The 12,717-nt window shown below is 49.6% G+C and carries 15 protein-coding genes; 2 read left to right on the top strand and 13 right to left on the bottom strand.

Annotation, left to right across the window (positions count from 1 at the left end; translation table 11 throughout):
- Window positions 1-7: 7 nt before the first annotated feature.
- Entirely contained in the window at window positions 8-1,432 is a 1,425-nt protein-coding gene (locus RUW00_RS09700) for a capsular polysaccharide export protein, LipB/KpsS family (RefSeq protein WP_267543476.1), read from the bottom strand.
- Between the two features lie 4 nt (window positions 1,433-1,436).
- Window positions 1,437-2,207, bottom strand: a complete 771-nt coding sequence (locus RUW00_RS09695; protein WP_014419170.1) for a glycosyltransferase family 2 protein — start codon at window positions 2,205-2,207, stop codon at window positions 1,437-1,439.
- A gap of 280 nt (window positions 2,208-2,487) precedes the next feature.
- On the opposite strand from RUW00_RS09695, the gene gerQ reads away from it, so the two are divergent.
- On the top strand, window positions 2,488-3,084 hold the full coding sequence (gene gerQ, locus RUW00_RS09690; RefSeq protein WP_014419171.1) for a spore coat protein GerQ: 597 nt from the start codon (window positions 2,488-2,490) through the stop codon (window positions 3,082-3,084).
- Window positions 3,085-3,130: 46 nt separating this feature from the next.
- Here the strand turns inward: gerQ and RUW00_RS09685 are convergent, their stop codons facing one another.
- The 8 genes from RUW00_RS09685 to RUW00_RS09650 form a co-directional block, all read right to left on the bottom strand.
- A complete protein-coding gene (locus tag RUW00_RS09685) occupies window positions 3,131-3,502 on the bottom strand; it encodes a DUF423 domain-containing protein (protein WP_003150969.1) in 372 nt (123 codons plus the stop codon).
- Between the two features lie 63 nt (window positions 3,503-3,565).
- Window positions 3,566-4,885 carry a purine/pyrimidine permease gene (locus RUW00_RS09680; RefSeq protein ID WP_029972904.1) on the bottom strand — a complete coding sequence of 440 codons (1,320 nt, stop codon included), beginning with the start codon at window positions 4,883-4,885 and terminating at the stop codon, window positions 3,566-3,568.
- An 18-nt stretch (window positions 4,886-4,903) separates the two neighbouring features.
- Window positions 4,904-5,326 (bottom strand): YwdI family protein, encoded by a 423-nt coding sequence (locus RUW00_RS09675; protein WP_315956629.1) that lies wholly within the window; start codon window positions 5,324-5,326, stop codon window positions 4,904-4,906.
- Window positions 5,327-5,385: 59 nt separating this feature from the next.
- Window positions 5,386-6,069 (bottom strand): uracil-DNA glycosylase, encoded by a 684-nt coding sequence (locus tag RUW00_RS09670; RefSeq protein ID WP_012118732.1) that lies wholly within the window; start codon window positions 6,067-6,069, stop codon window positions 5,386-5,388.
- A 14-nt stretch (window positions 6,070-6,083) separates the two neighbouring features.
- Complete coding sequence (locus RUW00_RS09665) at window positions 6,084-6,890, bottom strand: glycosyltransferase family 2 protein (protein WP_007407698.1); 807 nt, start codon at window positions 6,888-6,890, stop codon at window positions 6,084-6,086.
- A gap of 85 nt (window positions 6,891-6,975) precedes the next feature.
- The gene (locus tag RUW00_RS09660; protein WP_017418661.1) at window positions 6,976-7,503 is read right to left on the bottom strand and encodes a hypothetical protein; all 528 of its coding nucleotides are present in this window, start codon (window positions 7,501-7,503) and stop codon (window positions 6,976-6,978) included.
- A gap of 44 nt (window positions 7,504-7,547) precedes the next feature.
- Entirely contained in the window at window positions 7,548-8,183 is a 636-nt protein-coding gene (locus RUW00_RS09655) for a permease prefix domain 1-containing protein (protein WP_021494753.1), read from the bottom strand.
- Entirely contained in the window at window positions 8,176-8,514 is a 339-nt protein-coding gene (locus RUW00_RS09650) for a PadR family transcriptional regulator (RefSeq protein WP_003150960.1), read from the bottom strand. Before RUW00_RS09650 ends, RUW00_RS09655 begins: the two co-directional genes overlap by 8 nt.
- 149 nt (window positions 8,515-8,663) lie before the next feature.
- On the opposite strand from RUW00_RS09650, the gene RUW00_RS09645 reads away from it, so the two are divergent.
- On the top strand, window positions 8,664-9,476 hold the full coding sequence (locus tag RUW00_RS09645; protein WP_095271322.1) for a bifunctional hydroxymethylpyrimidine kinase/phosphomethylpyrimidine kinase: 813 nt from the start codon (window positions 8,664-8,666) through the stop codon (window positions 9,474-9,476).
- A 30-nt stretch (window positions 9,477-9,506) separates the two neighbouring features.
- Here RUW00_RS09645 and RUW00_RS09640 read toward each other — a convergent pair whose 3' ends face one another.
- The 3 genes from RUW00_RS09640 to RUW00_RS09630 form a co-directional block, all read right to left on the bottom strand.
- Window positions 9,507-9,782 (bottom strand): hypothetical protein, encoded by a 276-nt coding sequence (locus tag RUW00_RS09640; RefSeq protein WP_042635591.1) that lies wholly within the window; start codon window positions 9,780-9,782, stop codon window positions 9,507-9,509.
- A 63-nt stretch (window positions 9,783-9,845) separates the two neighbouring features.
- Window positions 9,846-11,285, bottom strand: coding sequence for a sucrose-6-phosphate hydrolase (locus tag RUW00_RS09635; RefSeq protein ID WP_280144713.1), 1,440 nt, complete (start codon window positions 11,283-11,285; stop codon window positions 9,846-9,848).
- On the bottom strand, window positions 11,282-12,664 hold the full coding sequence (locus RUW00_RS09630; RefSeq protein WP_014419178.1) for a sucrose-specific PTS transporter subunit IIBC: 1,383 nt from the start codon (window positions 12,662-12,664) through the stop codon (window positions 11,282-11,284). The genes RUW00_RS09635 and RUW00_RS09630 overlap by 4 nt, the downstream gene beginning before the upstream one ends.
- Window positions 12,665-12,717 lie beyond the last annotated feature (53 nt).

Genomic DNA, 12,717 nt, shown 5'->3' with positions numbered 1-12,717 from the left:
ATCTTTTTTATGAAGGGTCAACCCGTCTGAAGCTGACTCCGGTTTTTTCCTGAAGCACTTGGCATAAAGCGGCAAGCGAATCCTGAACCGGGTAGTTCGCGGCGACAAAAGCACGGCGCGCCTGTTCCGCTTTTTGATATTCCGCGGGGCTTTCGCATATCCGGATTAATTCCTGAGCGAGTGCCTGCGGGTCCTCAAAAACAAATTCTCCAAGTGAATGATAATAAGGGTATCGGCGGGTTCCCGCTGATTTTCCGATCAGCACGGGCTTTTGAAACAGCATCGCTTCAAGACCGACCGTTGATGTCTGTGTCACCGCAGCGTCAACATAAGGGAGAATGTCATACAGCTCCATCTCTTTTTTGATGATTTTTCCTGCTTTATATTTCCGCAGCACCTGATTGTAAGCATCCAGCTTGTTTTTGCCGATTTCCCATGGATGCGGTTTAATAATGAGCTGCATGTTCTTTTGGCCGGCAAGCTTTTCAAGCACGCCCGTATAAAATTCATCAGAAAACGGCTGCGTGGCGATCAGCACCGTCCGCTGTGACGGGAGAAAAGAAAGTTTGCGGTAAAACGTGTCCTGATCTATCGGCTCTCTTGAGAAAATCTCGTCGAAACGGGGATGCCCCGTGATGATGATTTGTTCATCCCTGCAGCCTTTTGCTTTATACCACTCCGCTTCATAAGCCCCGAATACAGCCTGATAGTCCGTAAATACGGGCAGAAACGCTTCATCTCCCATGAGCGCTCCGTGCTGCAGACAGATGCTGACGGCGTTTTTTTTCGCGGACATCAGCGCCAGCACACGGCTGTAAATATCCTCTGTCGTGCCGACTACAACGGCGGAAATCTTCTCGGCCGTAAACAAAATATCAACGGCGTCAATCGCTTCAATAAATAATGGAATGTCTTTATACAAACGTTCCTGAAATTCTCTATTTCCGAAAGCGGGATGGCTGTGAAGCTCTTTCAAAATGGAATGGGCTTTTTCAATATAAGGGACGGGGTTCCCTTTTTGCCCCATTCCCGTCAGCTTCAATTTGCAGATAACGGGCAGCCCGTAGTGGTCAGGCAGACTCCATCTGGCCAGTACCGCTGTTTTTGCCGGATCAAACTGCCGGTAGTTTCCCTCGGTGAACCGAAGATGATCGAAATGCAGAATGACTTTTCCGTTTACCGGTTTCTCATCTGTTTTCTTAATGTTTTGCCTTTTTTGATCATAATATGGCTGTATACCGGCTTCAGGAATATGCTGATCAGCCGGACCGAAAAGCTCTGGGTTCTGCTCCATGCTCTCCCGAAGCGCCGGACTGATATATTGATAAAAATTACTGATCAATGCGAGCGGGATATCTTTGTAGCGAAGTGACTGAAAAAGATCAATATACTGCCGGTACAGCACCCAATAATTCGCTAAGTATGCCGACAAGCCCTCACCCCTTTCCAAGCTTTTTTAATGATTCCCTCAGCTCCCGGCACGTGGTCTGCTGCGGAAGGCTGTTCACAAACTCGTTTTTCTCCGCCGCGAAAAGCTGATAATGGATGGATTGATCGGTAATATAATTGATATCAAGCTCCTCAGAAATCGGGTAAAACGGATAAAAATGATTCACTCTCCAGAAGAAACGGGCGTCACCGATCCGGTAAAACGCGGGGCTTTCATCCCAATAGGAACCGAATGCCGATTTGACCTGTTCCAGCACGGAAAACCGGTGCATGACCGAACAATGGTCAATGGCGCACGGCGCGTTCCACACGATCCGTTCGGCGGGCCTGGCCGTCTCCTTCACCGTCTCTTTCCGCTGATTCAGATGATAGGTTTTGGAACTTGAATACACGACGGCTTTTTCCGGGTCTTCATCAAGCTCTTTCACCATTTTCTCAAGCCGTTCCGGCACATACGTGTTGTCGTCGGTCGCATACGTCACGTACTCGCCCTCCGCCATTTCTATTGCCTGATTAATCAAGGCGGCGTAGCGTGTTTTTTCCGTTCTTTCTTTGACGCCCGATACATCGCTTTGATAAAACCGGACGCGGGCATCCGTGAGAAAAGGACGTATTTCCGCCAATGTCGCTTCATTTGAGTTGTCATCCATAATGAACAGCTCAAAGTCCGTAAACGTCTGAGACAGAATACTTTTAATAGAGCGGGCCACATAGTCACTTTTGTTATAGCTCGTCATGATCACTGACACTTTAGGCAACTCGTCACCCCCTTTTCGCACCTGAAACTACCGCTATCATATGTTCCTTATGCGGAAGATGCGATAGGAATACAGACTATTATGTGAAAAGTCAGCTTTGCGCGCACAAAAAAAACCGGCTCTGATGTCCGGACTCATTGGAGCGTATTTTCTTTTTTCGCATAAATCTTTCTGCGGGCTCATATGGTGGAATAGATAAAAACAGCAGCTTCTCTGTCGGCTGTCTGATACTTGTCAGGAGGTTTCAGCATGAAGAGGTTTTCATCAAAGGAGGAACAATATGAAACCGAAAAAGAATCAATATCAGCAAATGCAAGGGATGGGGATGGGAATGGATATGCAAGGATACCAGCCGCAGCTCGGGCCTAATCCTTATCCGCAGCCTCAGGGCGGCCAAGGATCGCAAATGATGCCGATGCAGCAGCAAATGACAATGCCGATGCAGCAAGGCCAGCAGGGCTTCGGCGGGGGGTTTCCCGGCCAGCCGCAGCAGCAGGGCCAGCAGGGCTTCGGCGGGGGGTTCCCCGGCCAGCCGCAGCAGCAGGGCGGCGGCAGCTTTCAGATTCCGTCAGGTCCATCATCGTCACAAAACGTTCCCGGCATGCTGCCGATTGAAGAGTCATACATTGAAAATATTCTGCGGTTGAACCGGGGCAAAACGGCGACGATTTATATGACATTTGAAAACAGCAAAGAATGGAATTCAAAGATTTTCCGCGGTGTGATTCAGGCGGCGGGACGTGACCATATCATCATCAGCGATCCGAAAACGGGCACCCGCTATCTGCTTCTGACCATTTACCTTGATTACATCACGTTTGATGAGGAAATCGCTTATACTTATCCGTACTCCATGTCTTCTTATTCTCCGAGATAAATCAAAAAGCCAATCGCTCACTTGACAGAGGATTGGCTTTTTTTCTTTATAAATATTTGACGGCCGCGACGATAATCATAATCCAAGAGATGATAAACGCCACGCCGCCGAGCGGTGTAATCGCGCCGAGAATGGAAATCTGCGTCACGCTCAATACGTACAGGCTTCCTGAAAACAGAACGATGCCCGCAAACATCAGCCAGCCCGCAACAGAAACACTGCCTGCGCCAGAAAGCTTTTCGGCCAAAAACGCGACAGCCAGAAGACCGAGCGCGTGATACATATGATATTGCACGCCTGTGTGCCACACCTGCAAATATTTATCGGGGATTTTCCCTTCAAGCCCATGCGCGCCGAAAGCGCCCAGCGCCACGGCCAATAAAGCGTTAATCGCACCAAGAATAATAAACACTTTCATCTATTTTTCTCCCGCCTTTTCGTTAAAGTTTCCAATTCAATCATAACCCAACATCGGCAAAATTCAACGTCCGTCATCCGATGACACGAGATTGTCGGATTTTTTCTTTTTGATAAGCTGGATTCGGTCAATCGCTATCGCCAGCAGCGTCCCGAGCACAAGGCCGTTGCTTAAGAGCGAAATCAGGATCGGGTGCATCCCTGATAACGCGCTCTCCGGCACAAACATTACGCCGACCCCCGTCAGGAGCGCCAGACCGATAATGGAGCGGATTCGTTTTTGCTCCGCTTTCTCATAAGAGTCAAACTCCGTAAAGGCAAGACCCGCCATCGTGGAAAAAACGACGAAGTTTACCGCAAAGCCAACCGGTGAGGGCAGACTCGCAAACGCATTCATAAATAGCGGGATCATACTGATGATCATGACAAATACACTTCCCAAAAGAAACGGCTTTTTCGAAGGAAGCTTCGTCGTCTCAATAAAACCGGCCGCCCCTGAAATCGGCACAGGCGCAATGCCCCCTGACAGCCCGCTCAAAAGGTGGCTGATCGAAGCCGCAAACCCAGCCGGACGCTCACGCCGCTTCCCAACGGTGCCGCCGAATTTTTTCACCGCCGCTTCTACAACCCGGATGCTCGCGAGCATGTTGACAATCAAAAGCACGGTAATGAAGAGTGACGTAATGATCAGGCCGCTGTCAAACACGGGTTTTCCAAACGGAAAAAGAGCCGGCAGCTGAATTATGCGGTCCGGTATTTGAATCGGTTTGGCTGCGCCAAAGACGGCGAATAAGATCCATCCGCCGGCAAGCGAAAGGAGAATCGCATACTGTCTTAAGAACGTAACATTCGATCGGGACATGATGAACATCGCCGCCGTCACAACCATGGCGAGCCCGAATACAAGGCCGTCGACGCTGTTTTTTAAATAGCCGATGCCCAAAAGGCCTTTCACAATCGGCTGACTCAGCTGCATGACCAACAGCAGCAGATACACACCGGTCACAACCGGCGTAAACAGCACGGCCAGCCGTTCAATCACTTTAAAAAGGCTGAACAAAAAGAAAAAGACAGCGCTTAATAACAGCGCCCCCTGCAGCGCCCGCAGCGTCTCGCCGAATGTCGCGAACACCGTGCCCGTCAGTCCGCCGTAAATCGTATATACGCCCCACCATAAGCCTGCCGGGCTTTCATTAATCGGCAGACGATGTCCCTGAAGACATTGGATGACCGCGGCGACGCCAAGCACAAAAAATGTGCTCTGAATCAATGCGGCAGAATCGGCATGGTTCAAGTGAAATGATTGTGCGATGGCGACAGGAACTACAATCGCAGCCGCAATCATAAATGCCGTCCATTGCAAACCCCCGAGTATCAGTTTCAAGTCAATCAACCTCTCCTGTTAAAAATCGAAAATGGAATCCCCGTTTCCGTCTTCCTCACGTTCGTCTTTCACTTTTTTCTGATATTGGTTCAGCCCGGCGCTGCCCATCATTTTTTCAAGCAGCAGCGGGTCTGTCGAAGGAGACGCTGAAGGTTTCGGCGCCGCTTTCGGAATCGGATTCTGCACAGGCTCCGGAGCGGTGTGCGTCTGAGTGCCGAGCACGACATCACACAGAGAGCGGATGGCGGCCGCGTGCATTTTGACCTCCTCGGTGCGGGTCGCTGTTTTCGCCTGCCTCAGTTCTTCTTCCATCTTCTGAATCAAAGCAGAGATATGTATGTTCATGAGTAAATCCTCCAGCAGTAATTTGTCTTCTTCCTGCATTTTATCAAATTTCTGAGCGAATCGCAGAATTGAGTTTGTTATTTTTTCTGGCGGCATACCGCCCGGAACGTCAAAAAAGACGCTTCCGCCGGGCGGAAGCGCCTCAAAAAAAACGTTTATTGCGGCAGGTCGGGGATGCACCAATCGATCGGCTGCTCCCCCATTTTTTCAAGGGCGGCGTTTGTACGGGAAAACGGTCTGCTCCCGAAAAAGCCGTTCCTTGCCGAAAACGGGCTCGGATGAGTCGATTCAATAATAATGTGTTTCGATGTGTCAATACGCTCTTTTTTCATCTGCGCGTGACGCCCCCACAGGATAAAGACAATCGGCTTCTCTCTTTCATTCACCACATCAATGATGCGGTCAGTGAGCCGCTCCCATCCCTTGCCTTTGTGGGAATTGGCCTGACCGCGGCGAACCGTAAGCACTGTGTTTAACAAAAGCACTCCCTGCTTCGCCCAGCTGACGAGCGATCCGTGGTTCGGTACGGAGCAGCCGATATCGTCCTGAAGCTCTATGAAAATATTTTTCAAAGACGGCGGCTGTCTGACCCCGGGCTGAACGGAAAAACTAAGCCCGTGCGCCTGTCCTGGTCCGTGATACGGGTCCTGTCCGAGAATGACCGCTTTTACATCCTCATAGGGCGTATAATGCAAGGCGTTAAAAATATCATGGCTGTCAGGATAAATCGTTTGGCTGCTGTATTCTTGTTTCAGCATCTCTCTCAGCTCTTGATAATACGGTTTGTCAAATTCATCTTTCAGCTGATTCCACCAGCTGTCCTTTAAAAGCTGTTTCAAACTGTCCGTCCCCCTTATGAACTGTGCAGTCTTGAATGAACGGGCTTTCCGTCCCACACAATGTCAGTCGGCGCCTCCCGCCTCTTCATGTCCGGCTCTTCAAGAAGAACCGCGAAGTTTTTCGTCGGGAGCTCCCCAAGCCCGTGCTTTTCGCTTAACCGGTCTAAGTACCGCTTCCGTTTGCCGCCGAGATCCGCGGACTGATTGCCGCCTCCCTCAAAAAACGCATATATGACGCTCGCGCAAGGAACACGCTTCACACGGTGCTGTTTCGCGGCGCGCAAATAAAAGTCCCAGTCCCAATAATTATGGACATCCGGATCAAAATACCCTAACGTGTCATGCAGAGAACGCCTGTACATGCTGCCTGACGGAACGTACGTGGAAAACACCCGCATATCCGCATAATCCGCCGTATAGGCGAACGGCTTTCGTGACACCGGGTATCTCGTGCCGCCCCGTTCTTCAAATGACACAATTTCCGCGTCAGAATGGACAAAATCCGCATCAGCAAGTGCAGCCGCCATTCTTTCCAAATGGCCCGGCGTAATGAAATCATCATCATCGCACAGCATGATACAATCACCCGACGCTTTTTTCACACCTGCGTTCCGCGCTTCCACATGTCCGGCATTCTGTTCTAAATCAATAATCTGAATCGGCAGATCGCTGTACAGCTGCTTCGCTTGTTCGACCGATTCCCCGGCATCATTTACGATGATCACTTCATAAGGCTTTATGGTCTGCATGGAAATCGACTCCAGCAGCTCACACAAAGCCGGAATCCGGTTATACGTGACTATGACAATTGATATATTCATGACCCGCTCCTTCTGCTTTTTTCTCATGTTCTATTAAAACATAAAGCGGCGGAGAGATCAGGGGGGATTTTTGATTTCGGCCCATTCAGAAACAAATCCAGGTCATGCCCGCCAGCAAAACGAGAATGATCAGAAGGTCTCCCCAAACAGTGCATACCGCCTTGGCATTAAGTCTGCCCGCCTCCATGGCGTTCCAAAGTTTTGATTGATAAACAGGCACCAACACCATCGCATAGCATGTGCACAAGCAGACAAAAGCCGGCGGGACAAGCGCACATCCATCCTCATGCCAATCATGAATCAGTTCCGGTATACTCACCCCGCTGTCAATGTACAAGTATAATATACCCGCCAGCGGAATGAGCGAACTGATCTGCAGCTCGAAAAGTTTCACCTTCCACTCACGCGCAAACGAAACGGCCCAAATCCATCCCAGCGCATAAAACAATAGAAGAAGCAAAATACTGAAAACAACAAAAATAGCGTCTTGCATCCCATTCAGAACCATAATAAAAAGACTCACAACGGGCAATGCAAGAACCAAGCCGCAGACGGTAAATACGGTAACGGTTATTTGGGCGCACGCGCCGTACATCCACGAACCTAATCTCATTTTAACACCCCTATATAGATTCCCTATGTATATAGTGAAAAAGATCAGGCAAGTCTCTGCCTGCCTGCGTAAAAACCTATTTTGCCGCAAAACGGAAAACATACCGTCACAACGGCGCATACTGCCGCAAAACTCGGTGTGACCGCCGAAGGAAACAGCCCAGCCGGAACCAGATTGAACAAAAAGACAAACATAAAACATAGATTCGGCACCATTGAAGCCCATACCGTCCGCTCAGCAAGCTTTTTGCCGCCAGCCCCGAACTCCTTGCCAGCTTGATAGCCGATTTGGAACCAATACAGCACATAACCGATCATAATCAGCCATACTGACACGGAAATTCCTTTCCACAGCGCGTCAACAGCGGGATGAATCCTCCACGCGTGCATCATCGTAATCATCGCCCCCATCACAAAAAGACCGCAGTTGCAGAACAGATAAAAGAACATAAAAGTCCGCGCGGGCACCGCCGAAGCTTTTTGAAAAGCAGAGATAATCTCAGACGGAGTCCCCACTTCCCGCAGAATAAGCGCCATCGCTTCGCTTTCGGTTTTGCCTTTTTCCAGATGATCACATATGGCATGATGAATATGGCTTTCGATTTCTTTTAATAATTCACGGCTTCCGGCCTTGCCTTCCAGCCCTTTTCTGATTTCCTGCACATAAAGGTCTTTATCCATTCTGCCCGCCCCGCTTCAGCATCCGGTCCATCAGAGCAGAGAACAGATTCCATTCCTTCGTCCGTTCGGCTAGAATGTTTTTTCCTTCATCGGTGATCCGGTAATATTTTCGGTCCGGCCCTTTGGTCTGCTTTTCCCAGTAAGAAGAAATATAGCTTTGGCGTTCAAGCTTATGAAGCGATGGGTACAGCGTGCCTTCCTTCATTTGCAGTTCATTCCCGCTTCTTTTCTCCATTTCTTTCACTAGTTCATACCCGTACATGGGCCGTTCATTCAGCAGCGTCAGCACCAGAATGACCGTGCTTCCCTTTACAAGCTCCCTGTTGAGCATTTATTTTCTCACCCTTACCTAGTAATCTTATGTAGGTATTGTACGCACATCCCCCGCGGCTGTCAAATCGTTCCTCCAAGCCTTCCGTATTGTGATCGGGAGAAAATCTAACTATAATGAGATATAAAACACTGATGGAGGCCATTGATATGTCAATGCACAAAGCACTTACTATTGCCGGTTCTGATTCCAGCGGCGGCGCGGGAATTCAGGCCGATTTAAAAACATTTCAAGAAAAAAACGTATACGGAATGACGGCTTTGACCGTGATCGTAGCGATGGACCCGGAGAACAGCTGGGATCATCAAGTATTTCCGATCGATGCTGATACGATTCGCGCACAGCTGGCGACGATTGTTGACGGAATCGGCGTAGACGCCATGAAAACGGGAATGCTCCCTACCGTGGAGATCATAGAGCTTGCGGCGAAAACGATTAAAGAAAAACAGCTGAAGAATGTCGTTATCGATCCTGTCATGGTCTGCAAAGGAGCGAACGAAGTGCTGTATCCGGAGCATGCCGAAGCGCTTCGCACCCAATTGGCGCCGCTGGCAACCGTCATCACCCCAAACCTGTTTGAAGCAAGCCAGCTGAGCGGTATGGATGAATTAAAAACGGTGGAAGACATGAAAGAAGCGGCCAAGAAAATTCACAAACTCGGCGCGAAATATGTATTGATTACAGGCGGAGGCAAATTGAAACATGAAAAAGCGATCGACGTGCTGTATGACGGAGAAACCGCGGAAGTATTAGAAAGCGAAATGATTGATACACCTTACACGCACGGAGCCGGATGCACATTCTCCGCCGCCGTGACGGCAGAACTGGCCAAAGGCGCTGAAGTGAAGGAAGCCATCTATGCGGCGAAAGAATTTATCACCGCGGCAATCAAAGAATCCTTCCCGCTGAACCAATACATCGGACCGACTAAACATTCGGCGATGCGTCTTAGCGGAAAATAAAATAAATATCCCCCTCATGATCGAGGGGGATTATTTCATTTTTTTCGCGGATGACCGCAAAAACATCTCAATAGACTGCACAAACAGCGCATATTCCTTCATCTGTTCATATGTATGCATCAGCCGATCACTCCATTCATTGTGCGGCTCAGCCCTCTTGAGCATGCGATTCAGCTGAAGCAGTACTTCTTTATATTCTTCCCGCTTATCTTCCACTTGCTCTGCGGCTTTGACAAGTAAACATTTCGGCGTCATCTTCTGATTTTTCAAAACTGAGAAAACAACTCCTTTTATTCCTGGAATCATAGTCTTTCGTTTGAAGAATAGCACAGATGGCATAGGTTTCACATAAGAAAAAAGAACGATTTTCTACAAAAGTGTCCAAATTGAGCCATTTATTTCCGTTCTTCCTACCGAAGTGACGGTTACGTCATCATTTCCCGGGAAAGGAAAATATCTGGCACTGAATACCTCTTCTCCATCATTCAAAAACAATTCGATGGAGGATGCATCCAGAAAGAGCTGCACGGAATGCACCTCGCTGACGGCGCAGCTTCTCGTTTCTTTTTCTTCTCCGCTGAAAGCGGTGCGCTCCAGCACAGCCAGCCCCTCTTCCTGATGAAATATAAACCGGGCCGCGTCCCGAATTGAGATTTCAAAACCGGATTCGCAAGTGATGTCTTCCAGCAGCACTTCAGCCTGGGATGCATCTTTCACCGGCAGGCTTATAGACGAGCAATTCAATTGAAGACGGCGCTTTTGCTCATCCGTGCGGCGTAATTTCATTTCCGGAAGCGGACGCTGTATGATTCTGCCGTTGGACAGTGACAGCTGTCTCGGCATCGTTAAGCAGTGAATCCAGTGATACGCATGTGTCGGATGTTTGTCCTCATGCTGATCCGGAACGCCCATCCACGCGAACAGAATTCTCCGTCCCTTATCATCTTCCAGCGTCTGCGCCGCGTAAAAATCAAATCCTCTGTCAAGCTCCGTAAATTCACCGTGCTTAAATTCTGGCGGCTCTGTATGAAACCTGCCGAGGAAATAGCCCGCCTGGTGGCTGTTATGATATTTTATCCCGGCGGCTTCAAGCCCCTGCGGACATACGAGCAGCACGTCGGTTCCGTCAAGGGAAAACACGTCGGGACATTCCCACATATAGCCGAATGACCCGAGACCGCCGGATTCCGCCCCCGCAATCGCACCGAGAAACGTCCAATCCATCAAGTTCTCCGATGTGAACAACACAGCGCTTCCGGTGAGCTTTTCCGTCTGCGCGCCGAGCACCATGTAATACGCTCCGTCTTTCTTCCAAACCTTCGGATCACGGAAATGAGCGGTATAGCCTTCCGGGAGACGCGCGACGACTCCTTTTTTTTCAAACACGATCCCGTCTTCGGATACGGCGAGGCATTGATACGTTTCCCGATTGCCTTCTCCGTCACGGACATTGCCTGTGTACATTAGGCAGAGGCGCCCGTCTTTTTCGATGGCGCTTCCGGAATAACAGCCGTTTTTGTCATACCACTCACCCGGCGCAAGCGCGATTTCTTCCTCTTTCCAATTAACGAAATCCTTCGTCGTCACATGCGCCCAAAATTTCGCGCCGTGCCCCGTATGAAATGGCTGCCATTGAAAAAACAAGTGATATACGCCGTTCCATTGGATCACGCCGTTCGGATCATTTAAAAGCCCGACCGGCGGCATAATATGATAGTTCTGGCGGTATGGATCTGACGCGGCTGTTTCTTGCCGCTTCTTTTTCGCTTCCTCAGCCTGCAGGCGCAGCTCTTGATCCGGTGTCCTCATTTGACGGCCTCCTTTTCTTTAGCTCCCATAATGTAAGCGGCAATAAACGCCGAGACAGAGGCGATGCCCATTCCGATCAGATAGTTTATAAGATTTCCTAAACCAAGCGGAGCCGTGATGGCAATCATCGGAATTCCGGTCAGACCGTAGGCATTGGCGGCGACACCGGTCACCACGACATAGGCTCCTCCCAGCGCTCCGCCGATCATTCCCGCGATAAACGGCTTGCGGTATCTTAGGTTCACACCGAAAATGACTGGTTCGGTTACGCCGAGAAAAGCGGAAAATGCGGCAGGCAAAGCGATTTCTTTCATTTTCGCTTTTTTCGTCAGGAAAAATACAGCCAGTCCCGCCGCGCCCTGAGCGACATTCGCCATCGACCAGATAGGAAGGATATAGTTTCTGCCCAAATCAGCGATGAGGCCGGCCTCAATCGCATGAAAGCTGTGATGCACACCGGTAAGCACAATAAGCGGATAAAGACCTCCGAAAAGCAGTCCGGCAACAATGCCCGCATGATCATACACATACGTCAGCGAGACGGTAATGCCTGATCCGATCGCCCTGCCAAGCGGACCGATTGCGATAAAGGTGATAAATCCCGTGACAATCACCGTGACAAACGGCGTGACCAATAAATCGAATGCGTGAGGCACAATTTTTCGCGTGCCCTTTTCCACTTTGCTCATAATGTAAACGGCTAACAGTACGGGGATGACCGTCCCTTGGTAGCCGAGCAGCGCAATGTCGAAGCCGAAGAGCTGCATAAAATCAGGCGGTACATCCGCAAGCCCCCACGGATTCAAAAGCGCCGGATGGATCATAATTCCCCCGAGCACGGCACCGAGAAAGGCATTACCGCCAAATTCCTTCGCCGCGCTGAACCCGATGAATACGGGCAGGAAGATAAACGCCGCGCTTGAAAACATGTCTAGAAGCTTAAACAGCGATGATTGTTCAGACACCCAGTGAAAAGCCTTCATCATGCCGAGCAGCCCCATTAAAAGTCCGCTTGCCACGATAGCCGGAATGATGGGAACGAATATGTTAGACAGTGTTTTCGCAAATCTTGCGGCCGGATTCAGCTTTTTTTTCGCTGCGTCCTGATGTGTCTCACGATCCTCCCGCTCCAAATCAGCTTCTTTTGAAAAAGCGTCATAGACTTTATTCACGAGGCCGGTGCCGAATATAATCTGATATTGCCCCGAGCTGCTGAAAGCCCCTTTTACTCCTTCTGTCTCTTCAATGCCGGCCTGGCTGATCTTCTGTTCATCTTGAATGACGAGCCTGAGCCGTGTGGCGCAATGTGTCGCGCTGATGATATTTGATTTCCCTCCGATGTGTTTGATAAGCTGTTTTGCCGTTTCTTGATAATTCATTATGTATCCCCCTTTCTAAAATCAAAAAAGACCTAAAATTCGCCAACGAAAAA

Source organism: Bacillus sp. IS1, from assembly GCF_032461585.1.
Lineage (GTDB): Bacteria > Bacillota > Bacilli > Bacillales > Bacillaceae > Bacillus > Bacillus velezensis.
Note: the sequence above shows the minus strand (reverse complement) of the source record. Positions and strands in the feature narration are given on the sequence as shown.